The sequence below is a fragment of the Streptomyces palmae genome (assembly GCF_004684805.1).
Taxonomy (GTDB): Bacteria; Actinomycetota; Actinomycetes; order Streptomycetales; family Streptomycetaceae; genus Streptomyces; species Streptomyces palmae.
In genome coordinates, this window is record NZ_SRID01000077.1 from 1 (window position 1) to 21,704 (window position 21,704).

General features: G+C 73.0%; 23 protein-coding genes. 17 read left to right on the plus strand and 6 right to left on the minus strand.

The window, feature by feature from the left end; genetic code table 11:
* From E4099_RS11180 to crcB, 5 genes are all read left to right on the plus strand, one after another.
* Positions 1–1,830 (plus strand): tetratricopeptide repeat protein (locus E4099_RS11180; protein ID WP_135338842.1); only part of this gene is annotated, 1,830 nt, incomplete at its 5' end.
* A gap of 188 nt (positions 1,831–2,018) precedes the next feature.
* Complete coding sequence (locus E4099_RS11185; RefSeq protein WP_135338843.1) at positions 2,019–2,855, plus strand: undecaprenyl-diphosphate phosphatase; 837 nt, start codon at positions 2,019–2,021, stop codon at positions 2,853–2,855.
* Positions 2,856–3,018: 163 nt separating this feature from the next.
* Positions 3,019–3,489 carry a fluoride efflux transporter FluC gene (locus tag E4099_RS11190; RefSeq protein WP_135338844.1) on the plus strand — a complete coding sequence of 157 codons (471 nt, stop codon included), beginning with the start codon at positions 3,019–3,021 and terminating at the stop codon, positions 3,487–3,489.
* A complete protein-coding gene (locus E4099_RS11195) occupies positions 3,489–3,842 on the plus strand; it encodes a DUF190 domain-containing protein (RefSeq protein WP_135338845.1) in 354 nt (117 codons plus the stop codon). The genes E4099_RS11190 and E4099_RS11195 overlap by 1 nt, the downstream gene beginning before the upstream one ends.
* Positions 3,839–4,198, plus strand: coding sequence for a fluoride efflux transporter CrcB (crcB, locus tag E4099_RS11200; protein ID WP_135338846.1), 360 nt, complete (start codon positions 3,839–3,841; stop codon positions 4,196–4,198). The genes E4099_RS11195 and crcB overlap by 4 nt, the downstream gene beginning before the upstream one ends.
* Before the next feature lie 52 nt (positions 4,199–4,250).
* Here the strand turns inward: crcB and E4099_RS11205 are convergent, their stop codons facing one another.
* A complete protein-coding gene (locus tag E4099_RS11205) occupies positions 4,251–5,027 on the minus strand; it encodes a nucleotidyltransferase domain-containing protein (protein ID WP_135338847.1) in 777 nt (258 codons plus the stop codon).
* A 304-nt stretch (positions 5,028–5,331) separates the two neighbouring features.
* On the opposite strand from E4099_RS11205, the gene E4099_RS11210 reads away from it, so the two are divergent.
* The 3 genes from E4099_RS11210 to E4099_RS11220 all read left to right on the plus strand — a co-directional run bounded on the left by E4099_RS11210 (position 5,332) and on the right by E4099_RS11220 (position 7,587).
* Positions 5,332–6,309: an SDR family NAD(P)-dependent oxidoreductase gene (locus E4099_RS11210; RefSeq protein ID WP_135338848.1), complete on the plus strand. Its 978-nt coding sequence runs from the start codon at positions 5,332–5,334 to the stop codon at positions 6,307–6,309.
* Between the two features lie 131 nt (positions 6,310–6,440).
* Positions 6,441–6,854 carry an SRPBCC family protein gene (locus E4099_RS11215; RefSeq protein WP_135338849.1) on the plus strand — a complete coding sequence of 138 codons (414 nt, stop codon included), beginning with the start codon at positions 6,441–6,443 and terminating at the stop codon, positions 6,852–6,854.
* Between the two features lie 82 nt (positions 6,855–6,936).
* On the plus strand, positions 6,937–7,587 hold the full coding sequence (locus tag E4099_RS11220) for an alpha-ketoglutarate-dependent dioxygenase AlkB (protein ID WP_245244766.1): 651 nt from the start codon (positions 6,937–6,939) through the stop codon (positions 7,585–7,587).
* Positions 7,588–7,750: 163 nt separating this feature from the next.
* On the opposite strand, the gene E4099_RS11225 is transcribed toward E4099_RS11220, so the two are convergent.
* Entirely contained in the window at positions 7,751–8,617 is an 867-nt protein-coding gene (locus E4099_RS11225; protein WP_245244768.1) for an NAD(P)H-binding protein, read from the minus strand.
* A 120-nt stretch (positions 8,618–8,737) separates the two neighbouring features.
* Between E4099_RS11225 and E4099_RS11230 the strand changes: the two genes are divergently transcribed.
* Positions 8,738–9,193 (plus strand): MarR family winged helix-turn-helix transcriptional regulator, encoded by a 456-nt coding sequence (locus tag E4099_RS11230; protein WP_135338850.1) that lies wholly within the window; start codon positions 8,738–8,740, stop codon positions 9,191–9,193.
* Positions 9,194–9,377: 184 nt separating this feature from the next.
* Here the strand turns inward: E4099_RS11230 and E4099_RS11235 are convergent, their stop codons facing one another.
* Positions 9,378–10,265: a LysR family transcriptional regulator gene (locus tag E4099_RS11235; RefSeq protein WP_135338851.1), complete on the minus strand. Its 888-nt coding sequence runs from the start codon at positions 10,263–10,265 to the stop codon at positions 9,378–9,380.
* A 192-nt stretch (positions 10,266–10,457) separates the two neighbouring features.
* Here E4099_RS11235 and E4099_RS11240 point away from each other — a divergent pair, with 192 nt between their 5' ends.
* Positions 10,458–10,847 carry a VOC family protein gene (locus tag E4099_RS11240; RefSeq protein ID WP_135338852.1) on the plus strand — a complete coding sequence of 130 codons (390 nt, stop codon included), beginning with the start codon at positions 10,458–10,460 and terminating at the stop codon, positions 10,845–10,847.
* A gap of 105 nt (positions 10,848–10,952) precedes the next feature.
* Positions 10,953–11,627: a sensor domain-containing protein gene (locus E4099_RS11245; protein WP_245244770.1), complete on the plus strand. Its 675-nt coding sequence runs from the start codon at positions 10,953–10,955 to the stop codon at positions 11,625–11,627.
* 90 nt (positions 11,628–11,717) lie between these two features.
* On the opposite strand, the gene E4099_RS11250 is transcribed toward E4099_RS11245, so the two are convergent.
* Complete coding sequence (locus tag E4099_RS11250) at positions 11,718–12,371, minus strand: TetR/AcrR family transcriptional regulator (RefSeq protein ID WP_167828344.1); 654 nt, start codon at positions 12,369–12,371, stop codon at positions 11,718–11,720.
* Positions 12,372–12,965: 594 nt separating this feature from the next.
* Between E4099_RS11250 and E4099_RS11255 the strand changes: the two genes are divergently transcribed.
* From E4099_RS11255 to E4099_RS11275, 5 genes are all read left to right on the plus strand, one after another.
* On the plus strand, positions 12,966–14,444 hold the full coding sequence (locus tag E4099_RS11255) for an aldehyde dehydrogenase family protein (protein ID WP_135338854.1): 1,479 nt from the start codon (positions 12,966–12,968) through the stop codon (positions 14,442–14,444).
* 185 nt (positions 14,445–14,629) lie between these two features.
* Positions 14,630–15,055, plus strand: a complete 426-nt coding sequence (gene paaI / locus E4099_RS11260) for a hydroxyphenylacetyl-CoA thioesterase PaaI (RefSeq protein ID WP_135338855.1) — start codon at positions 14,630–14,632, stop codon at positions 15,053–15,055.
* Positions 15,052–16,395: a phenylacetate--CoA ligase PaaK gene (paaK, locus tag E4099_RS11265; RefSeq protein ID WP_135338856.1), complete on the plus strand. Its 1,344-nt coding sequence runs from the start codon at positions 15,052–15,054 to the stop codon at positions 16,393–16,395. Before paaI ends, paaK begins: the two co-directional genes overlap by 4 nt.
* Before the next feature lie 157 nt (positions 16,396–16,552).
* Positions 16,553–17,959, plus strand: coding sequence for an NADP-dependent succinic semialdehyde dehydrogenase (locus E4099_RS11270; protein WP_135338857.1), 1,407 nt, complete (start codon positions 16,553–16,555; stop codon positions 17,957–17,959).
* 384 nt (positions 17,960–18,343) lie between these two features.
* Positions 18,344–19,126, plus strand: a complete 783-nt coding sequence (locus E4099_RS11275) for a thioesterase II family protein (RefSeq protein ID WP_135338858.1) — start codon at positions 18,344–18,346, stop codon at positions 19,124–19,126.
* A 69-nt stretch (positions 19,127–19,195) separates the two neighbouring features.
* Here E4099_RS11275 and ligD read toward each other — a convergent pair whose 3' ends face one another.
* Entirely contained in the window at positions 19,196–20,206 is a 1,011-nt protein-coding gene (gene ligD, locus E4099_RS11280; RefSeq protein WP_135338859.1) for a non-homologous end-joining DNA ligase, read from the minus strand.
* A gap of 74 nt (positions 20,207–20,280) precedes the next feature.
* On the opposite strand from ligD, the gene E4099_RS11285 reads away from it, so the two are divergent.
* The gene (locus tag E4099_RS11285) at positions 20,281–21,375 is read left to right on the plus strand and encodes an ATP-dependent DNA ligase (RefSeq protein WP_135338860.1); all 1,095 of its coding nucleotides are present in this window, start codon (positions 20,281–20,283) and stop codon (positions 21,373–21,375) included.
* A 132-nt stretch (positions 21,376–21,507) separates the two neighbouring features.
* Here E4099_RS11285 and E4099_RS33590 read toward each other — a convergent pair.
* On the minus strand, positions 21,508–21,704 hold a 197-nt coding region (locus tag E4099_RS33590; protein WP_209446588.1), incomplete at its 5' end, for a hypothetical protein.

The following is a 21,704-nucleotide window of genomic DNA, read 5'->3' on the forward strand; positions in this document are numbered from 1 at the left end:
CTGCTGCCCCGCCCGCCGGCCGGCTTCGTGGGCCGCGGGGTGGAGTCGGCCCTGCTCACCGAGGCGGCGCGGTCCGGGGCCGCACCGCTGTGCGTGGTCACCGGGCCCGCCGGAGTGGGCAAGACCTCACTGGCGGTCCACTGGGCGTACCGGCACGCCGATGCCTACCCGGACGGCGTGCTCTATGCCGATCTGCACCCCCACACGCCCGGGGAGCCCGGTCCGCGGACGGTCGAGATCCTGCACGACTTCCTGTCCGCCCTCGGGGTTCCCGAGGAGCGCCTGCCGGCCCGGGGTCGGGCCGCGGAGGCCATGTACCGCTCGCTGCTCGCCGACCGGCGTGTGCTGGTCCTGCTGGACAACGCCGTGGACTCCGCCCAGGTGCGGCCGCTGCTGCCGGGTGCCCCCGGCTGCCCGGTGGTGGTCACCAGCCGCAACCGGCTGGAGGGGTTGGTGGCCACCGACTGCGCCCGGCTGCTGCTGTTGCGGCGGCTCAGCCCGGACGGCGGGGCGGCGGTGCTGCGCATGGTGGTCGGTGACGCCCGGGTGGACGCCGAGCCGCGGGCCGCGCGGGATCTGTCCGCGCTGTGCGACGGGCTGCCGCTGGCGCTGCGGCTGGCCGCGGCCCGTCTGGTGGCGCGCCCCGGGCTGTCCCTGCGGGCGATGGCCGACGACCTGCTCGACGAGCACCGGCGGCTGGCCCTGCTGTCCACCGAGGACGTGGGGGTGGAGGCGACGCTGCGGCTGGGCCGGCAGCAGCTGCCCGCCGCCGGGGAACTGCTCTTCCGCCAGCTGGCCCTGCATGTGGGGGCGGAGCTGGATCGCGGCGCCGCCGCCGCGCTGACCGGGCTGTCCCCGGCCGAGGCGGATCGCGCCTTGGAGGAGCTGGCGGCGGCGCACCTGCTGGAGGAGCGGGCCCGGGGCCGCTATCTGATGCACGATCTGATCCGGCTGTACGCGCGGTCGGGTGCGGCGCAGGCGGCGCCGGACGGGCTGCGGCGGCTGCTGGTGCACTACACCGGCGCCGCCCTGGCCGCCACGGCCGCCGCCGAGCCGGGCAGCCAGCCCTGCTGCACGCTTCCCGAGGGTGTCGCCCCGGTCGGCCCGGTGCCGCGGCCGGCCGACCGGCCCGAGGCCATGGCCTGGTTCGCCGTCGAGCGCGCCAACCTCACCGCGGCCGTCGCCCGGGCCGCGGAGACCGGTCACCACGCGTACGCCTGGCGGATCGCGGTCGCGATGTGGCCGCTGATCGTGCGGCAGGTGCACGAGGGCTGGGAGGCCACCTTGGAGCACGCCCTGGGCTCGGCCCTGGTGCTCGGCGACGCGGATGCCGAGTCGCGGCTGCGTACGCTGCTCGGCTGGGTGCTCACCGAGAACGGGCGGCATCCGCAGGCCCTGGAGCACCTGCACCGCGCCCCGGCCCTGGCCGCCCGGGCCGGGGACCGGCCCGGCGAGGTGATCGCCATGATCAACTGGGCGGCGGCGCTGGAGCGCACCGGAGATCTGGACGCCGCCGGGGAGCGGCGCGAGCAGGCCGCCGCGATGGCCCGTGTGCTGGGCCATCCGCACACCGAGACGCTGGCCCTCTACCACCTCGCGGACCACTGCCTCACCCTGGGGCAGCCCGAACGGGCGCTGGCCCATGGTCACCGCGCCCTGGAGCTGGCGCCGGAGCAGCAGTCGGAGGACCGCCGGGCGCTGCTGCTGCGGACCTGCGCCCAGGCGTTGGAAGCCCTGGGGCGCCCGGCCGAAGCGCGCCTGTACTTCGCCCAGGCGGCGGAACTGGTCGCGGACGCGGAGCAGCCGGACTACGACCCGATAAGCCACTGAAAGCACTCCTGCCCTGGTTTGTCCACCCCCTGTGCGGTCCTCTACAGTCCCTTCGATCGCCGCGCGCGGGGCAGCCGCCGGCTGCCGGGCCCGAGCGGGGCGGGGGCAGCACGCCCCACCGGCCGCCGGGAGGCCCCGGTCCATGAGGAGCGGCCACTCGTCGCTTCACGACATCGCGAGGATGGACCATGAGCGCGATCAGCGTCGGACAGGCCGCGGTACTCGGCGTCGTGGAGGGGCTGACCGAGTTCCTGCCGGTCTCCTCCACCGGGCATCTGAAGATCACCGAGGGACTGATGGACATCCCGGTGGACGACCGGTCCGTGGTCGCCTTCACCGCCGTGATCCAGGTCGGGGCGATCGCCGCGGTCCTGGTCTACTTCTTCAAGGACATCGTCCGGATCGCCTCCGCCTGGACCCGCGGCCTGGCCGACCGGGAGGAGCGCTACCACCACGACTACAAGTTCGCCTGGTGGGTGATCTACGCGACCCTGCCCATCGTGGCGGTGGGCCTGGCCGCCAAGCCGCTGATCGAGGGACCGCTGGCCTCCCTGTGGGTGGTGGCCGGCTCGCTGATCGTGGGCAGTGGGGTGATGTGGGCGGCCGATCGGATGGGCCGCCACAAGCGCGGCGAGGACGACACCTCCTTCACGGACACCATGCTGGTGGGCTGCTCGCAGATCCTCGCGCTGCTCTTCCCCGGCTTCTCCCGCTCCGGCGCGACCATGTCCACCGCGCTGATGCTGGACCTGGACCGGGTGGCCGCCACCCGGCTCTCCTTCTTCCTCGGGATCCCGGCGCTGACCGGGGCGGGCGTCTACGAGCTCAAGGACGCGGTGGGCGCCGGGGTGGACACCCTGCCGCTGGTGGTGGGCACCGCCGTCTCCTTCGCGGTGGCCTACGCCTCCATCGCCTGGCTGCTGAGGTTCGTGGCCCGGCACTCGTTCAACGCCTTCGTGGTCTACCGGATCGTGATCGGCCTGGGCCTGCTGGGCCTGCTGGGCACCGGCGTCCTCAACGCGTGACCTGGGGCGCGAGCCGGTAGGCTGGGTGCCGACTGCGGTGCTCCGGTACGGCCGCACGGTGGCGGTGGGATCCGCCCCCGCGGCGCGGAGACCCCGCCGACAGTCCCTCTTCGCGGTCGCACGCACCGGCCCGCCGGCCGGGGCCGGAGCGGAGGAGACGCCCATGGGAGAAGCGCGGGCGGCGCCGCGATCCGGCCCGGACACCGGGGCGGACCGTCGAGCGGTGCGGCGCGGACCGAGCCAGTGGCCGGTGGTGGCCGCGGTGTCCGTCGGCGGCGGCCTGGGGACCGCCCTGCGCTACGGAGTCTCGCTGCTGTGGCCCCTGCCCCCCGACGCGTTCCCCTGGGCCACGCTGGCCGTCAACGCGACCGGGTGCGCGGTCATGGGCGTGTTCATGGTCGTGATCACCGAGGTCTGGGCGGCCCACCGGCTGGTACGCCCCTTCTTCGGCACCGGCGTCCTGGGCGGCTACACCACCTTCTCCGCCTACGCGGCGGACATCCGGCGGCTCGCCCTCGACGGGCATCCGGGCAGCGCACTGGCCGACCTCCTGCTGACCGTGGCCACGGTGCTGGCCGCGGTGGCGATCGCGGCGGCGCTGACCCGCCGCGCACTGGAAGGGAGGCGGCGGTGATGCCGACCCGTGCGGCGCTGCGGCTGACGGTCCTCGTCGGCGAGGGCGACACCTGGCACCACAAACCGCTGTTCAGCGAGATCGTGCACCGGGCACACGCCGCCGGGCTCGCCGGCGCCTCGGTCTTCCGGGGCGTGGAGGGCTTCGGGGCGTGCTCGCGCATCCACACCGCCCGGCTGCTCTCCCTCAGCGAGGACCTTCCGGTGGCGGTGGTGATCGTGGACACCGAGGAGAAGGTGCGCGCCTTTCTGCCGCGGCTGGAGGAGCTGATGGGCCAGGGTCTGGCGATCCTGGATCCGGTGGAGACGGTGCGTTTCGGCGCCGGATCCGCCGAGTACGGCCAGGCGCCGTGACGTGGCTGCTGGTGGTGGGCGGGGCCATGGTCGGCGCACCGCTGCGCTATCTCACCGACCGCCTGGTGCAGTCCCGGCACGACAGCGTCTTCCCCTGGGGCACCCTCACCGTCAATGTGGTGGGCTGCCTGCTGCTGGGCCTGATCACCTCGGTGGCCTCCCCGGACCTCCGGCTGCTCCTGGGCACCGGGCTGTGCGGGGCACTGACCACGTACTCCACCCTCTCCTACGAGACCCTGCGGCTGGCGCAGGAGGGTTCCGGGCTGATCGCGGCGCTGAACGTCTTCGTCAGCGTGGCGGCGGGGATCGGCGCGGCCTTCGCCGGGGTGGCCCTCGGCGAGGCCCTCGCGCCGTGACGGCCCGGGCGCCGGCCCCCGATGGTGTCCGGCCGTGGCGTCCCCTCCCGAGTCAGGCCGCGCGGGCCGCTTCCACCGCCTGCTCCAGCAGCGCGGCCGCCTGGTCGAGGACGGAGGTCAGGTTCTCCGGCCGGGGGTCCAGGGAGTGGAGGATGCGGTCCACCTCCCGCAGCCCGGCCCGGTCCAGCAGGGTCTTCTCGTTGGTGACCCACTCCCCCCGGGCGGCCAGCACCGCGTGCGCGGCCTGGCAGGCGGCGGTGGCGACGGCACCCGCGCAGTCGGTGAGGTGGCCCCGGCCCGCGTGGGCCGCCCGGGCGTAGTCGAGGGTGTTCCGGGCATCGCCCCACCAGCGCTCCGGGGCCCGGCGGCGCAGCTCCTCGGGGTAGGCGGGGCGGGGCAGTTCCCCGTGCAGCACCCGGTTGACGGCGAGTTCGGCGACCACCAGGTAGGTCGGGATGCCGGCCAGGTGGAACAGCAGCCGTTCGACACCGAAGCGGCCCGCGCGGGCCTCGGCGAGCTGGTGTTCCACCTCGTCCAGGTCGCGGTAGTGCACATCGACCCGCCGGCCGTCCACCCGCAGCCAGGCTCCGCCGTTGAAGACCCCGCCGCCCCAGTCTCCGATGCCGAAGACCTCGCCGGGCCAGCCGAGCGCGCGCAGCGAGTCGGGGGAGAACGGGCCGCGGTAGTAGAGGGCCAGGTCCCAGTCGCTGTCCGGCCGGTGGTCCCCGGTGGCCCGGGAGCCGCCCAGGGCGACCGCGCGCACCCGCGGCAACGCGGCCAGCCGATCGGCGAGTTGGACGAGGAACGCCTCGTCGTCCGAGGTGTGCATGGGCCGAGCCTATCCGGTGATCGCCACGGGTCCGCGGTGTACCGCCGCGCATCGGCGCACCCGCGACTGCCCGCGCGCCCCTCGGCAACCGGCTGGACCTGGCGGGAGACCGGCCGGCCGCGATCGGAGACTGCTCGCCGTCCGCCCATCGCACCGCCCGGGGCCGGCGGCGCGGTGGACGGGCCGGCGTCCTCTGGCCGGGGCCCGACCGCCCACCCCGGGTGCCGCGCGGGCCGCCGAGGCTCTCCGCCTCTTCGGGCCGCGACTTGATCTCGTCCGCACTCTAGGTTCTAGCGTCCTGGCCATGACGACGCAGCAGTACAGGACAGGTAGCGGTTTCGGCCCCGGGAGCACGGCCGAGGAGGTACTCGCCGGCATCGATCTGTCGGGACGGACCGCACTGGTCACCGGCGGTTACTCCGGCCTGGGGCTGGAGACCGTCCGCGCGCTCGCCGGGGCCGGCGCACGGGTCGTGGTGCCGGCCCGCCGGCTCGCCACCGCCGAGGCGGCCCTGCGGGACACCCCCCTGGCCGAGGCCCACCAGGTGGACCTCGCCGACCTGGAGAGCGTACGGGCGTTCACCGACGCCTTCATGGACACCGGGCGGACCCTGGACCTGGTCATCGCCGGCGCGGGCATCATGGCCTGCCCTGAGACCTCGGTCGGCCCTGGTTGGGAGGCGCACTTCGCCATCAACCACCTGGGCCACTTCGCCCTGGTCAACCGGCTCCGCCCGGCCCTGGCCCCGGGTGGCGCGCGGGTGGTCGCGGTGTCCTCCTCAGGGCACTTCCTCTCCGGCATCCGCTGGGAGGACATCCACTTCCGCACGGGCTACGACGGCTGGCTGGCCTACGCCCAGTCCAAGACCGCCAACGCCCTCTTCGCCACCCACCTGGACGCCCTCGGCGCGCCCGTCGGAGTACGCGCCTTCGCGGTCCACCCGGGCAGCATCCTCACCCCGCTGCAGCGGCACGTCCCTCGCGCCGAGCAGATCGCGCTCGGCTGGGTCGACGCGGACGGCAGGCCGGCGGCCGGTTTCAAGACCCCGGCCCAGGGTGCGGCGACGGCCGTGTGGGCGGCGACCTCGCCGCTGCTCGACGGCCGGGGCGGCGCCTACTGCCAGGACTGCGACATCGCCGAGCCGGCCACCACCGACGACATGCTCGTCGGCGGCGTCAAGCCGTGGGCGGTCGACCCGGTCCAGGCGGCCCGGCTCTGGGGCCTGTCGGCCGAACTCACCGGAGTGGACCTGTTCTCCGACCTCTCCGTGCAGGCCGGGTAGGCGTCCGGGCCGCACCGCACGCGGCCCCCGCGGGTACGCCGCGGACGGGTGCCGGCTCCCGCGGGCCCTTCGTCCCGGCCCCGTCCGATTCGTTCAAGAGCCTGCGGCACTCGCCCACTACTGTCGCGCTCATGAACAGCACTCATGACACTTCGCGCCACATCGGCGTCCATATCGACCGCCCCGTCCAGGAGGTATACGCCTACACCTCGGATCCGACGAACCTGCCCGCTTGGGCCCGGGGCCTGGCGGGCGCCGTCGAGAAGGTCGGCGATCAGTGGGTCGCCACGGCCTCCGCCCTGGGGCGGGTCGTGGTCTCCTTCGCGCCTCCCAACGAGTTCGGCGTGCTCGACCACGACGTCACCCTGCCGTCCGGGGTGACCATCTACAACCCGCTGCGCGTGATCGCCGACGGAACGGGGAGCGAGGTGGTGTTCACCCTGCGCCGGCAGCCGGAGATGACCGACGCGGAGTTCGAACGCGACGCCGGCGCGGTCGCCGACGACCTGGCCCGGCTCAGGGATCTCCTGGAGTCCGAGGGCTGAGGTTTCCGTCCGTCGCGGCCGGGGTGCGGGGGTCGCCGACGGCGCGGGCCCCCGGCACCCCGTTTTTCGATTACATGTTCGAGTGAGGGGTTATGCTGGCACCGTGGACCTCTCCTGGCAGGCATCGCTCTTCGACGACGGACAGGACATCACCCTGCGTCCGCTCGCCGAAGCGCGCCGCACCGAACTCGGTCTCGGCGCCTGGCTCGACCTCCTGCCCGGCTGGCTCACCGGCGCCGACGAACTGTTCGCGTACCTCACCGATCGGGTCCCCTGGCACGCCGAGCAGCGCAGGATGTACGACCGGGTGGTGGACGTGCCCCGCCTGCTGGCCCACTACCGGGCCGACGACCCGCTCCCCCACCCCGTGCTCACCCGGGCGCGCTCCCTGCTGAGCGCCCACTACGCCGCCGAGCTGGGGGAACCGTTCCGCACCGCGGGGCTGTGCCTGTACCGGGACGGGCGGGACAGCGTGGCCTGGCACGGCGACCGGATCGGCCGCGGCAGCACCGAGGACACCATGGTCGCCATCCTGTCCCTCGGCGAGCCCCGCCAGCTGGCCCTGCGCCCCCGGCACGGCGGCGGCCCCACCGTGCGGCAGGCCCTGGGCCATGGCGACCTGGTGGTCATGGGCGGATCCACCCAGCGCACCTGGGACCACGCGGTCCCCAAGACCGCCAGGGCGGTGGGGCCGCGGATCAGCGTGCAGTTCCGTCCGGCGGGCGTGGCCTAAGGGCCGTCCCGTCGTCCCTGGCATCGCATGGCGAAGCGGCGTCCTCATAGGGGGCGGCCTGACCAGGAGCAAGGGTGGGGCGGCTGCGGCAGCGGGCGGCGCGGGCCGGCATGGCGGGCGGACCGGTCAGCAGAAGCGGACGAGGGCGCGGTCGTCTGCCGGCTCAGGCGGCCTCAGGCCGCCGGAAGGCTTCGGCGTTGCGCGCGCACCAGTCGGCGAAGGTCCGGGGCCTGCGTCCGAGCAGCCGCTCCACCGTGTCCGTGCGGAACCCGACGGTATCGGCGCGCATGAGAGTGAAGCCCTCCGTGATCGCGTCGGCGAGTGCCTGGGGTGCCCCGTTGGGGAAGCGGAACCGTACGACCTCGCCCGGTGTGGCCGTTTCCCGGACCTCGATGTCGCGGCCGATCGTCTCGGAGATGATCCGGACCTGCTCGGCGACGGTGAACATCTCGTCGCCGGTGAGGGCGTACTCCATGCCCTGGTGGCCGGCCTCGGTCAGGGTGAGCGCGGCGACCGCGGCGATGTCCGCGGGGTCGATCGGCGCGTAGCGGCCGGGGCCGACCGGGTCGAGGACGTAGCTTCCCTCACGGATGGTGGGCAGCCAGTCGAGGGCGTTGGTCATGAAGCCGCCGGGACGCAGGAACGTGGCCGGTATGCCGGAGGCGCGGATGATCCTCTCGCGTTCGTGGTGCCAGCGCCCCATGGCAGGTATCGGGTCGAAGGTGACGTGGAGGGAGGACAGGTGCACGATGTGGCGCACCCCGGCGGCCTCGGCGGCGGCGATGGCGGCGACGGTGTAGTCGGTGCCGATGCCCTGTGTCAGCAGGAAGACTTTCTCGACGCCGGCGAAGGCGGGAGCCAGCGTCGCGGGGTTCCCCAGGTCGCCGACGACGCGCTCGGCGCGCTCGGGCAGTCGTGCGGCGCGGGCGGGGTCGCGGACAAGGAGACGTAACTTGGCACCCTTCGCGTCGAGTTCACGGGTGAGTTCACGACCGATGTTCCCGGTGGCTCCGGTGACCAGTATCATCATGCCCCTCCAAAGTCGTTTGCCGTCTAGCGAGTTCGACAGGACGTTAGCCGGTTAATGATTAGCCGTCAATCGACTTGCGCGGGCCAGGACATCCGGTCCCCATATCACCGAAAGGCCGCGATGTCAGAGTTCCTGGACCTGCACGGCAGAACGTCGAAGGTGCTCCGAGCCCTGGCCGACGCGGCCATGCGACGCCATGGGCTGCACATCGGACAGGACCACCTGCTCGCCATGCTGTGGGAGCGGGACGGCAGCACGCCGGGCGAGGTCGCCACCGCGCTGAACGTCACGACGCCCACCGTCGTCAAGATGGCCGACCGCATGACCGCGACCGGGCTGCTCACCCGTCGCCGCGACGACCGGGACAACCGTCTCGTCCGGCTCTGGCTCACCGACACGGGGCGTGCGCTGCAGAAACCGATCGAGGCGGAACGGCGGTTGATCGAGGAGAAGGTCACCGCGGATCTCACCGAGACCGAACGCGCATCCCTCGTGAACGCCCTGGCGAAGGTCTATCGGACGGCGAGCGAACTACTGAGCGAGCCCATCGATCACAGCGACTCGGCCATCACCTGACACTGCCACGCCCCTGCCTTACCAGATCCGCCAAGCACGACGACAGCTTCCTGCCCGCACGCGATCTGACCCACGTCAACCCGGAAGGACTTCCGGAGCCGATCGGTGACCTGAGTCAGAGCGGTTCGGGCGAGGACGCGGCCGCCGGTGCCGCGGACCCGCCGCACGCACCGCCGCCACCCGGTCACCCCGCGGGAGGCGGTCCCTCCACACCCAGCAGCTCCAGGAACGCGGAGGCCGCCGGCGAGAGGCCGGACCGGCTCCAAACGAGGCGCTCCACCCGCACGGGGCCATCCTTGACCGGGACGCACCGCAGACCGGCGAGTCCCACCGCGAAGGCCGCGGGAAGCAGGGCGATGCCCAGTCCGTGCCGGACCAGCCTGGCCATCAGTTCGACACCGGACACCTCGAACGCGACCTCCCGCCGCAGTCCGGCCGCCGCGAACACCTCCTCCGACTGGGCACGGGCGGCAGTCCCCTCGGCGAAGTCCACGAACACCTCCCCGGCCAGGCACCGCAGGTCCACCTCACCCTTCTCGGCCAGCGGATGCCCCGCGGCGACCACCGCGACATGCCTCCCGTGCGCGAGTTCCCGATCGCACACCCCCCGCGTCCGGAACCCGGGCTGCACACCGAGGAACGCCGCGTCCAGCAGGCCCTCACGCACCTGCTCCGCCAGCCGTTCGCTGGCACCGCCCCGCAGGGTGATCCGCACCTGGGGGTGGCGCGCGCGGTACTCCCCCAGCACCGCCGGCAGGTCCACGGCCGCCACGGTGGGAATCGTCCCGAGGGCCAGGCGGCCCCGCACCTCACCGGTGGCCGCCGCCACCTCGGCCCGGGCCCGCTCGGCCGCCTCCAGCGCCTGGCGGGCGGCGGGCAGGAACGCCTCGCCGGCGGTGGTCAGCCGCACCCGGCGGCTGGTCCGCTCGAACAGCCGCGCGCCCAGCTCCTTCTCCAGCCTGGCCACTTGGTGGCTGAGCGCGGACTGGACGACATGGCAGTGCTCGGCGGCGCGGGTGAAGCTCGCGGTCTCCGCCACCGCGAGGACGTAGCGCATCTGCTGGAGGTCCATCCACCCATCGTGATTCACGATGGATCAGATGACAAACATGTGTTGGACCGATCAATGCCGGGTGGCGGATGCTGAAGCAGGCGGCAGGCCGCGGGCATCACCGGCAGGCCTCCGCCGCAGACCCGCGGGCTCCCGAGCCCGCCGCCCTCCCCCACGCCGGCGCTCCCGCGCCGCCGATCCATGGAGACTCCCATGCGCGTGATCGCCTTCGACCACCTCGTCCTCAACGTCACCGACATCGAGCGCTCGCTCGCCTTCTACACCGGCCCGTTGGGGCTGGAGCCGGTTCGGGTCGAGGAATGGCGCGCGGGCCAGGTCTCCTTCCCGTCCGTGCGGGTCAGCCCCACCACCATCATCGACCTGGTGGGGTCCCCCGAGGAGCGGCCGCGGGGATCCAACGTCGACCACATCTGCCTGGTGGTCGAACCGCTGGACTGGCAGGAGGTCATCGACTCCGGAGACTTCACCGTGGTGGACGGCCCCGGTCAGCGGTTCGGCGCCCGCGGCTCCGCGATCTCCCTGTATGTGCGGGATCCGGACGGCAACACGGTGGAGCTGCGCTGGTACCCGCAGGACGCGTAAGTCCGCCATCCTGGACATCACTCCGGCGGGGGTAGGGGTAACCCCACCCCGAGGAGGGGGGTTGGCCGGGTGGGAACGGCCCGTCGACACGGCGATCGTAGAAGCATGACGGAGTTGACATCGCCGACCGCGGTCGCCCACGCATCCGAACCGGCGACCGGCCGGCCCGGGAGGTTCTGGCGCGAGCTGGGGTATGTGCTGTCGGGCCTGCCGCTGGGGGTGGCCGCGTTCGTGGTCGCGGTCGGCGGTGTGGCGGCCGGGGCGGCGAGCCTGGCGGTCCTCCTCGGCCTGCCGATCCTGGTCGGCGCCCTGGCGGCGGCCCGTGGTTTCGCCAGGCTGGAGCGCAGGCGAGTGGAGGCGGTCACCGGCCGCGCGGTGCCGATACCCCGCTACCGCCGCCGGGGCGGCCCGGAGCGCCCCGTGCGGCTGGCGGCCTTGCGGGATCCGCAGTGCTGGAGGGACCTGACGCACATGCTGGTCTCCTTCCCCCTGCGCGTGGTGGGCTTCGCCCTCGCACTGACCTGGACCGTGGGAGGCCTGGGTGAGCTGCTGTACGGGCTGTGGTCATGGTCGATACCCCGCGACGACGACACCAAGGGCCTGCTGGACCTGATGTTCGGCATCTCCTCACGATCGGCCGACATCGCGTTCCACACCGCCATCGGCGTGGTGCTGCTGTCGACGGCCATACCCATGCTGCGCCTTCTGGCATCGGCCCAGACCGCCCTGGCCCGCGGCCTGCTCGCCGGACGGGTCCCGCACCGCCCCGTCGGCTGGTAGCCGAAGGCAGCCTCGCACGTCCCAAACGCCAGGCAGTCGAGACGGATCGCCGGAGCAGACCTCAGCCTCGGACATCGGCAGGACGCGACCTCAGGTCTGGGGCGCCGGCTCCTCGAGCGGAGCGGGATCGCGTGGCGACCGAGGCGGGGAGGCGATGGCGGCGTCCACCAGGCGCTCCAGCGCCTCGGCGTCGTACTTCCCGTCATAGAACAGGCTGCGGAACAGCATCGCGCCGGCCCACATCTCCAGCACCAGGTCGGGGTCGGTGTCGGCGGGAAGGTCGCCGCGGCCGATGGCGCGTTCCAGCACGGTGCGCGACCGAGCCTTGCGCGGCTCGATCACCTCCTCGCGCAGACGTCGGCGCAGCTCCGGGTTCCGTGCGGTGTCGGCGACCAGCGCGGGCAACACGGCCTGCACCTGTGGGGCGCCGAAGAAGCTCGCCATCGCCTCCTGGGTGACCGCGAGCAGTTCCTCACGGGAGTTCCCGGTCTCCTCGGTGGGCACCTCCTTGAGCCGGCTGCGGACCGCGTCCAGCACCAGGGCCGCCTTGTTGGGCCAGGACCGATAGAGCGTGGCCTTGCCCACCCTGGCCTCGGTCGCCACCTGTTCGATGGTCATACCGGCGTACCCGCGCTCTTCCAGCAGTGCGAGGGTGGAAGCGAAGATGCGCCGTCTCGCCTCGAGGTCCCGACGCTGCGGACCGGTGCTGCCCACGACGCTGTGCAGGGTTCGCTTGCTCCCCATGGGTCTCCCGTCAACTCTCGTCTCTCGATGGGGCGTCCCGTCAGCCCACACCAGAACGAGCCGATCCGTTCCCATTATGGTCCGCCGCCACGGGAACCCACCAGCCGGCCAGGAGCGGACAGAAGGCGGCTTCCACACCGAACGCGGACACTTCGGGTGAGGGACGCGCAGTCATCCAACGGACCTGAATCGCATGGAACTTCAGACCGCATCGCAACATCCGGGCCAGGGCCGCGCACAGACGGCGCCCGGAGGGGCTTCCATGAGCACGGTGGTGTCGGCCGGCCTGCCCCAACCCTCTGGTCAGAACGGATCGTTTCGTTTTAGGGTGAGCAGGACCTACGGCACCCCCAAGGGTTCGAACCGCCCCTGAACAGGGCGTTCTTGCCCCGGAAGGACCGATGGACCCGTCACCTCGACGGCTCGCACCCCATCCGCACCTCCTATCCGTTCCCGGCGCTCCGGCGCACCGGCCGGGCAGCGCTCCATGCGGCGCTCGCCACGCGCCGGTGCAGCCTGCCGGCGCGGAACGGAACGGCCGCCGTCCAGCCGGCCGGTTCGGCGTCTCATCTCTTCTGGAAAGGCAGGCACGGCATGACCGCATCCGGCTCCGAAGCCAGCGCAGCGGGCATCGTTTCGCTCAATCCGGCGGACTCCACCCCGGTGGGCACCTTCCCGGTGGACGACGAGCAGGCGGTACGGCGGAAGGTGGCCCGCGCCCGGGAGGCGGCCGCCTGGTGGGATCGGATCGGCCACGACGGCCGACGGGCCCGCCTGCTGGCCTGGCGCCGGACGATGGCGCAGCGCCTGCCGGAGATCCTCGACCTGCTGGAGCGCGAGAACGGCAAGGTACGCGCGGACGCGGCGGTCGAGATGGCCGCGGCCCTGACCCATGTGAGCTGGTCGGCACGGCATGCCCGCAAGGTGCTGTCCAGGCGCCGGGTGCCCTCCGGGCTGCTGATGCTCAACCAGTGGTCCACGCTGGAGTACCGCCCGTACGGGGTGATCGGGGTCATCGGGCCGTGGAACTACCCGGTGCACACTCCCATCGGCTCCATCGCCTATGCGCTGGCGGCCGGCAACGCGGTGGTGTTCAAGCCCAGCGAGTACACCCCCGCCATCGGCGAGTGGCTGGTGGACACCTTCGAGGAGGCCGTTCCGGCGCGCTCGGTCCTGCAGCTGTGCACGGGTGACGGCAGCACCGGCGCGGCCCTGTGCACCTCGGGGGTCGACAAGGTCGCCTTCACCGGCTCGCCCGGCACCGGCGCCCGGGTGCTGGCGGCCTGCGCCCCGTCCTTGACCCCGGTCCTCCTGGAGCTGGGCGGAAAGGACGCCATGGTGGTGGCGGCCGACGCGGATGTGCCGGCCGCCGTGGAGGCGGCGCTGTGGGGCGGTTGCAGCAACGCCGGACAGTCCTGCGCCGGGATCGAGCGGGTGTACGTGGCGGACCCCGTCTACGACCGCTTCCTGGACCGGCTCACCGAGCGGGCCAGGGAGATCGCCGCGGGTACCGATTTCGGCCCGATCACCATGCCCGGCCAGGTGGAGATCATCCGGCGGCACATCGAGGACGCCCTGGCGCGCGGTGGACGGGCGGTGGTCGGCGGTCCGGAGTCGGTCCAGCCGCCGTATGTGACGGGTCCGGTGATCCTCGCCGAGGTCCCCGAGGACTCGGCCGCCGTTCGGGAGGAGACCTTCGGCCCGGTCCTGGTGGTCAACCGGGTGGCGGACGCGGCCGAGGGGGTCGCGCGCGCCAACGACTCGGCGTACGGCCTGGGTTCGGCGGTGTTCGCGCGGCGCGGGGCCCGGGAGCTGGCCGGGCGCATGCGAGCGGGCATGGTCAGCGTCAACGATGTGCTGTCCTTCCCGGCCGTCCCCGCGCTGCCGTTCGGCGGGCGGGGCGGGTCCGGCTTCGGGCGCATCCACGGCGCGGACGGCCTGCGGGAGTTCGCGGTACCCACTGCCGTCACCCGCAAGCTGTTCAACGCCCCGCTGGCGGTCTCCACCTTCGCCCGGGGCACCCGGGACATCCCGCGTCTGGAGCGTCTGGTCTCCTTCCTCAATTCCCGCTAGTTCCGGATACGTCCGGCGCCCCGGCATCGGGCCGCACCTCCGCCACCGAGGCCGTCCCGTGCCTCCGGCGCCGGGCGCCACTCCGTCCACAGCCTCTCACCTGCCCCTTGACACACCACGCGGACCCGGGTTTAACCTCCCCGAAACGTAAACCGAATGTTCGGTAGGTGCACAGGGTGGTTGAAATGACATGCACGCCCCATGCCGAGCCGGGTCCCGCGGAGGCGATGTTCGCCGCGGACGAAGCGTCCCGCGCTCTCGGCATCGAGATCCTCGACGGCGGCCCCGGGCGCGCCACGCTGCGGATGGCGATCACCCCGCGCATGGTCAACGGGCACGGCACCGCGCACGGCGGCTATATCTTCCTGCTCGCCGACACGGCCTTCGCCTGTGCCTGCAACAGCCACGGGCCGGTCACCGTGGCCGCCGGCGCCGAGATCACCTTCGTCGCCCCGGCGCTGGAGGGCGATGTGCTGACCGCCACGGCCGAAGAGCGCACCCGGTACGGACGCAGCGGCATCTACGACGTGACCGTGCGCTGCGGTGAGCGGGTCATCGCCGAGTTCCGCGGTCGCAGCCGCAGCCGGCGGGAGCAGGAGGCGGCCCGATGAGCGACGCCATGGCGCCCCAGGCCGGGTCCGGGCGGCTGGGCCCCGCGCTTCCCGCCTCGCTGATGGACCCGGTGGAGCGGATGAGCCGTGAGGAGCTGGCGGCCCTCCAGCTCGACCGGCTGCGGGCCACCCTGCGGTACGCCTACGAGCGGGTGGAGGTCTACCGGCGGAAATTCGACGCGGCCGGGGTGCACCCGGAGGACTGCCGCACGCTGGCCGACCTCGCCCGCTTCCCCTTCACCACCAAGGCGGACCTGCGGGACAGCTACCCCTTCGGCATGTTCGCCGTCCCCCAGTCCGAGGTGCGGCGCATCCACGCCTCCAGCGGCACCACCGGACGCCCCACGGTCGTCGGCTACACGGAGAACGACCTGTCCCTGTGGGCGGACGTGGTGGCCAGGTCCATCCGGGCGGCCGGCGGCCGCCCCGGCCACAAGGTGCACGTCTCCTACGGCTACGGCCTGTTCACCGGGGGGCTGGGCGCCCACTACGGTGCGGAGCGGGCGGGCTGCACGGTGATTCCGGCCTCCGGCGGGATGACCGCCCGCCAGGTGCAGATCATCCAGGACTTCAAGCCCGAGATCATCATGGTCACCCCCTCGTACATGCTCACCCTGCTGGACGAGTTCGAGCGCCAGGGCATCGATCCGCGCGGCACCTCCCTGCGGATCGGCATCTTCGGTGCGGAGCCGTGGACCGAGGAGATGCGGCGGGAGATCGAGGAGCGGCTCGACATCCACGCGGTCGACATCTACGGCCTGTCGGAGGTCATGGGCCCCGGCGTGGCCCAGGAGTGTGTGGACACCAAGGACGGCCTGCACATCTGGGAGGACCACTTCTACCCCGAGGTGGTGGACCCGATCACCGATGAGGTGCTGCCCGAGGGGGAGAGCGGCGAACTGGTGTTCACCTCCCTCACCAAGGAGGCGCTGCCGATCATCCGCTACCGCACCCGGGATCTCACCCGGCTGCTGCCGGGCACCGCCCGCCCGGGGCTGCGCCGCATGGAGAAGGTCACCGGGCGCTGCGACGACATGATCATCCTGCGGGGGGTGAACCTCTTCCCCAGCCAGGTCGAGGAGGTCGTGCTGCGCACCCCCGGGGTGGCCCCGCACTTCCAGCTGGAGCTGACCCGGCGCGAGCGGCTGGACCGGCTCACGGTGCGGGCGGAGGCGCGGCCGGACGCGGGAGCCGAGCAGCGCGCGGCGGCCGCGGCCGCGATCGCCCGGGGCGTGAAGGACGGCATAGGCCTGACGGTGGAGGTCGAGGTGGTCGACCCGGAGACCCTGGAGCGCTCGGTGGGCAAGATCCGGCGGATCATCGACCGGCGCGAGGGCTGACGGCACCCGTCCCGGGGCGAACGCGGCACGGCCGGGAGCGGGCCGGGGAGGGTCACCCCCTCCCGGCCCGCTCCTCCCCGGGGTGCGTTACGCGTTGCGAAGGGGGCGGGGCGGCTGCAAGGTCGATAGCAACGGGACGACGAGGGAAGGGACCCCCATGCCCATCGCCACGGTGAACCCCGCCACCGGTGAGACCCTGCAGACCTTCGACGCGATGACCTCCGCGGAGATCGAGCAGCGGCTGGCCGCCGCCGAGGCCGCGTTCCGCGACTACCGGGAGACCGGGTTCGCCGAGCGGGCCCGGCTGCTCGACCGGGCCGCCGAGCTGCTCGACGACGACCTGGACCACATCGCCCGTACGGTCACCACCGAGATGGGCAAGCCGTTGGCCGCGGCGCGTGCCGAGGCGGCCAAGTGCGCCAAGGCGATGCGCTGGTATGCCGAGAACGCCGAGGAACTGCTGGCCGACGAACTGCCGTCGGAGGCGGACGTGAAGGATTCGGGGGCGTCGGCGGCCCGGGTGGTCTACCGGCCGCTGGGCGTGGTGCTGGCGGTGATGCCCTGGAACTTCCCGCTCTGGCAGGTGGTCAGGTTCGCGGCCCCGGCGCTGATGGCGGGCAATGTGGGGCTGCTCAAGCACGCGTCCAATGTGCCGCGCACCGCGCTCTACCTGGAGGAGTTGTTCGACCGGGCCGGCTTCCCGCACGGCTGCTTCCAGACCCTGCTGATCGGCTCGTCGGAGGTGGAGGCGGTCCTGCGCGATCCCCGGGTGGCCGCCGCGACCCTCACCGGCAGTGAGCCGGCCGGGCGGGCGGTGGCCCGTACCGCCGGGGACGAGGTGAAGAAGACCGTACTGGAGCTGGGCGGCAGTGATCCCTTCCTGGTGATGCCCTCGGCGGATCTGCCGCGGGCGGCGGCGGTCGCGGTGACCGCGCGGACGCAGAACAACGGCCAGTCGTGCATCGCGGCCAAGCGGTTCATCGTGCACGGTGATGTCTACGACGAGTTCGCCGCCAGGTTCACCGAGGGCATGGCCGCCCTGACGGTGGGCGACCCGATGGCCGAGTCCACCGATGTCGGCCCGCTCTCCACCGAGCGCGGGCGCGCCGACCTGGAGGAGCTGGTGGACGACGCGGTGCGCGCCGGCGCCCGGACCCTGTGCGGTGGGCGGCGTCCGCAGGGGCGGTCGGCGGGCTGGTTCTACGAGCCGACCGTACTGGCCGAGGTGACCGAGGACATGCGCATCCACCGCGAGGAGGCGTTCGGTCCGGTGGCCACGCTGTACCGGGTGGCCGGGCTGGACGAGGCGATCGCGATCGCCAACGACTCGCCGTTCGGCCTCAGTTCCAATGTCTGGACGCGCGACCAGGCCGAACAGCGGCGGTTCCTCAAGGATCTGCAGGCCGGCGGGGTGTACTTCAACGGGATGACCGCCTCCCATCCGGCGCTGCCGTTCGGCGGGGTGAAGCGCTCCGGCTACGGGCGCGAGCTGTCCGGCCACGGCATCCGCGAGTTCTGCAACGCCACCACCGCCTGGTACGGCCCGGAGTCGGACGCCGGCTGACCGGTCGCGGCGCCATCGGGGCCGACTCGGGCCCGGGGCCGCCGATCACGCCGGATGCCGTACCGCGCCCCACCATCAGCCGTACCCACCGCCCTGCCGCGCGCCGGCGTCCACAGCGCCCGCCGCCCACCGCCTGCCGCCTACCGCCTGCCGCCTGCCGCCTGCCGCCTGCCGCCCGGAAGGTGCCTCATGTCGCCTGGGGGCAGGGGACTTCCGGGCCTGCGGCAGGGGTCGGCGGACCGGTTAGGGGTTCGTTCCCGATGATCTGCCACCTAAGCTGGCACACCAGGTGGTACGGCTCGGATCGAGTCCATCGGTGAGCGAGGCGGGGGTACTCCGTGGTGCGCGGTCATCTGCGGACATCTCCGGTGAGGAGGCAGGCGGATGAGTGGTACGCAGCGGGACAACGACGAGTGGGTGCGCCGGTTCCATCCGGCCGACTCCGCCGGGGTGCGGGTGGTGTGCCTGCCGCACGCGGGCGGTTCGGCGCCCTTCTTCTTCCCCGTCTCGGCGGCGCTCGCCGGCAACCAGGATCTGGATGTGCTGAGCGTGCAGTACCCCGGGCGGCAGGACCGGCGCGACCAGCCGCCCATCGACCATCTGCCGACGCTGGCGGACCAGGTCTTCGAGGCGCTGCGGGGCTGGGCGGACCGGCCGCTGGTGCTGATGGGGCACAGCATGGGCGCGGTCATCGGCTATGAGGTGGCCCGCAGGTTCGAACAGGCCGGGGACGGCGCCCCGCTGGGCCTGATCGCCTCGGGCCGCCGCGCGCCCTCGGTGTACCGCGAGGAAGCCGCGCACCTCCTCGACGACCAGCGGTTCATCGGCGAGATCCGCGCGCTGAGCGGCACCGCGTCCAGCCTGCTGGAGGACGAGGAGCTGGTCCGGATGGTCCTTCCGGCGCTGCGAGCCGACTACAAGGCGATCGAGACCCACGAGCCGGCCACCGAGCCGCCGCTGCGTTGCCCGATCGGCGTGCTCACCGGGGAGTCGGATCCGCGGGTGTCCGTGGCGGAGGCCCGGGCCTGGCGTGAGCACACCACCGGTGGCTTCCATTTCCGCAGCTACTCCGGCGGGCACTTCTACCTCAACGACCATCAGGAGGCGGTGGCGGGGGCGATCGCCGACTACGCGGCCGAGTTCGTCAAGGAGGCGGCGAACCGCTGATCGGGGCAGTTCCCCCGGTATGGCGGCACCACTCGGACGAGCTGCGACACCGCGGCCGCTTCGGTACCCTCAGTCCTCGCGCCGGGCCCGGCTGGGCTGCACCCGTTTGGGCTCACCGGGGGCCTTGGGGTGGTCCGGTGGGTACGGCAGGTCGCCCAGCCCGTGGTCCCGCTCGTCGCGCTCGGCCCGCTCCAGCAGTCCCTCCAGTGAGTAGCGGGCCTCGGCCATGTCGGCGTGGACGTCGCCGTGCTCGGCGAACCGCTCCGGCATGGTGGCCAGGTCGAAGTCGGCCGGCGACACCTGGCTCACCTCCTCCCAGCGCAGCGGGGCGGAGACCGGGGCGTTGGGCAGGGGGCGCACCGAGTACGCCGAGGCCACCGTGCGGTCGCGGGCGGTCTGGTTGTAGTCGACGAAGATCCGCTCGCCGCGCTCCTCCTTCCACCAGGCCGTGGTCACCTTCCCCGGCATCCGCCGCTCCAGCTCCCGGCCGATGGTGATCGCGGCGCGGCGGACCTCGGTGAAGGTCCAGCGGGGCTCGATCGGTACGAACACATGGAGTCCTCGGCCGCCGGAGGTCTTGGGCCAGCCCCGCATGCCCAGTTCGTCCAGGAAGGCGCGCAGCTCATGGGCGACGGGGACGGCGTCGGCGAAGCCGGTGCCCGGTTGCGGGTCGAGGTCGATGCGCAGTTCGTCGGGGTGGTCCAGCCGGTCGCTGCGGACCGGCCAGGGGTGGAAGGTGAGGCATCCCAGGTTGACCGCCCAGATCACCGCGTCCACCCCGGTGGGGCAGATCTCGTCGGCGTGGCGGCCGCTGGGGAAGGAGATGGTGGCCGTGCGCAGCCAGTCCGGGTGGTTCCTGGGGGCGCGCTTCTGGAAGAAGGACTCGCCCTCGATGCCGTCCGGGAAGCGCTGCAGGGTGGTGGGTCTGTCGTACAGGGCCCGGGTGATGCCGGGGGCGACGGCGAGGAAGTAGCGGGCGATGTCCGCCTTGGTGAAGCCGCGCTCGGGGAAGTACACCTTGTTCGGGTTGGACAGCCGTACGGTGTGCTCCCCGGCCCGCAACTCCACCGCTTCGCCCATGCCGCTTACGGTAGGCGCCTGCCGTAGGGCTCGCATATCGGGCGTACCGCCCTGGGGCGCTGCACAATCGGGGCATGGATCTTCCGGTGATGCCCCCGGTGAAGCCGATGCTGGCGCGCTCGGTCGCCACCATCCCGGAGGGCATGCACTACGAGGCCAAGTGGGACGGCTTCCGGGCCATCGTGCACCGGGACGGCGAGGAGGTGGTCATCGGCAGCAGGACCGGCAAGCCGCTCACCCGCTACTTCCCGGAGCTGGTCGCCGCGGTGCTCACCCGGCTGCCGGAGCGGTGTGTGGTGGACGGCGAGATCGTGGTGGTGCGTCAGGGCCGCCTCGACTTCGACCTGCTCAGCGAGCGGATCCATCCGGCCGACTCGCGGGTGCGGATGCTCTCCGAGCGCACCCCGGCCGACTTCGTCGCCTTCGACCTGCTGGCGCTGGGTGAGGTTTCGCTGCTGGACGCCCCGTTGTCCGAGCGGCGAGCGGCGCTGTGCGAGGCGCTGCGGGACAGCTCCCCGCCGGTGCATCTGGCGCCCGCCACCACCGACGTCCAGGTGGCTCGGGAGTGGTTCGACCGCTTCGAGGGGGCCGGTCTGGACGGGATCGTCGCCAAGCCGCTGAACCTGCGGTACCGGCCGGACGCCCGGGCGATGTACAAGATCAAGCACGCGCGCACCGCGGACTGCGTGGTGGCCGGCTACCGCTACCACACCAGCGGCCCGGTGCTGGGTTCGCTGCTGCTGGGGCTGTACGACGCGGCCGGCCGGCTCCAGCACGTCGGGGTCTGCGCGGCCTTCCCGATGCGCCGGCGCCAGGAGTTGATCGGCGAGTTGGAGCCGCTGCGGATGGCCTCGGTCGCGGAGCACCCGTGGGCCGACTGGACCGACGAGGCCGCTCACGGCACCGCCCGGCTGCCGGGCGCCCCCAGCCGCTGGTCCGGCCGGAAGGACCTGGCCTGGGTGCCGCTGCGCCCCGAGCGGGTCTGCGAGGTGGGCTACGACCACATGCAGGGGGACCGTTTCCGGCACACCACCCAGTTCCGGCGCTGGCGCCCCGACCGGGACCCGCTCTCGTGCGGCTACGACCAGCTGGTGGAGCCGGTGAGTTACGACCTGGCCGATGTGCTGGGCGGCGGGCCGGACCTGGCCCCGCCCGCCGACGGGGACTGACCGGGCAGCACCCGGCCGGTGAGGCCCAGCCCGGGTCCACCGCGACCTGGCCGCCGCGCCGGGCCCGGCGTGGGCCGGAACGCGGGCCACCGCCTCCGCGGGCCGGTCCCGCGGCGCGTACGGCGGGCGGGCTCAGGGGCTGTACAGCTTCCGGCAGACCCGCATCTCCGACTCGCTCATGCCCGACTTGGCCATGTCGCAGATGTTGCCGCCCGAGGGGAAGGCGGGCATCCGCGGCTCCTTCGGCACCACGGGCTGCGGGGCGCGGCGCGGTACCGGGACCACGACCCGCGGCGGCACGGTGCGTACCGGGAGGCGCGGGGCGGCAG

What these genes read in the sequence shown, in the direction of transcription:
- E4099_RS11270 (WP_135338857.1), top strand. Translation starts at nt 16,553, where the DNA reads ATGCCCATCGCCACGGTGAACCCCGCCACCGGTGAGACCCTGCAGACC.
- E4099_RS11240 (WP_135338852.1), top strand. Translation starts at nt 10,458, where the DNA reads ATGCGCGTGATCGCCTTCGACCACCTCGTCCTCAACGTCACCGACATC.
- E4099_RS11195 (WP_135338845.1), top strand. Translation starts at nt 3,489, where the DNA reads ATGCCGACCCGTGCGGCGCTGCGGCTGACGGTCCTCGTCGGCGAGGGC.
- E4099_RS11190 (WP_135338844.1), top strand. Translation starts at nt 3,019, where the DNA reads ATGGGAGAAGCGCGGGCGGCGCCGCGATCCGGCCCGGACACCGGGGCG.
- E4099_RS11245 (WP_245244770.1), top strand. Translation starts at nt 10,953, where the DNA reads ATGACGGAGTTGACATCGCCGACCGCGGTCGCCCACGCATCCGAACCG.
- E4099_RS11225 (WP_245244768.1), bottom strand. Translation starts at nt 8,617, where the DNA reads ATGATGATACTGGTCACCGGAGCCACCGGGAACATCGGTCGTGAACTC.
- paaI (WP_135338855.1), top strand. Translation starts at nt 14,630, where the DNA reads ATGACATGCACGCCCCATGCCGAGCCGGGTCCCGCGGAGGCGATGTTC.
- E4099_RS11210 (WP_135338848.1), top strand. Translation starts at nt 5,332, where the DNA reads ATGACGACGCAGCAGTACAGGACAGGTAGCGGTTTCGGCCCCGGGAGC.
- E4099_RS11215 (WP_135338849.1), top strand. Translation starts at nt 6,441, where the DNA reads ATGAACAGCACTCATGACACTTCGCGCCACATCGGCGTCCATATCGAC.
- E4099_RS11205 (WP_135338847.1), bottom strand. Translation starts at nt 5,027, where the DNA reads ATGCACACCTCGGACGACGAGGCGTTCCTCGTCCAACTCGCCGATCGG.
- E4099_RS11255 (WP_135338854.1), top strand. Translation starts at nt 12,966, where the DNA reads ATGACCGCATCCGGCTCCGAAGCCAGCGCAGCGGGCATCGTTTCGCTC.
- E4099_RS11230 (WP_135338850.1), top strand. Translation starts at nt 8,738, where the DNA reads ATGTCAGAGTTCCTGGACCTGCACGGCAGAACGTCGAAGGTGCTCCGA.
- E4099_RS11285 (WP_135338860.1), top strand. Translation starts at nt 20,281, where the DNA reads ATGGATCTTCCGGTGATGCCCCCGGTGAAGCCGATGCTGGCGCGCTCG.
- E4099_RS11275 (WP_135338858.1), top strand. Translation starts at nt 18,344, where the DNA reads ATGAGTGGTACGCAGCGGGACAACGACGAGTGGGTGCGCCGGTTCCAT.
- paaK (WP_135338856.1), top strand. Translation starts at nt 15,052, where the DNA reads ATGAGCGACGCCATGGCGCCCCAGGCCGGGTCCGGGCGGCTGGGCCCC.
- E4099_RS11185 (WP_135338843.1), top strand. Translation starts at nt 2,019, where the DNA reads ATGAGCGCGATCAGCGTCGGACAGGCCGCGGTACTCGGCGTCGTGGAG.
- E4099_RS11250 (WP_167828344.1), bottom strand. Translation starts at nt 12,371, where the DNA reads ATGGGGAGCAAGCGAACCCTGCACAGCGTCGTGGGCAGCACCGGTCCG.
- E4099_RS11235 (WP_135338851.1), bottom strand. Translation starts at nt 10,265, where the DNA reads ATGGACCTCCAGCAGATGCGCTACGTCCTCGCGGTGGCGGAGACCGCG.
- ligD (WP_135338859.1), bottom strand. Translation starts at nt 20,206, where the DNA reads ATGGGCGAAGCGGTGGAGTTGCGGGCCGGGGAGCACACCGTACGGCTG.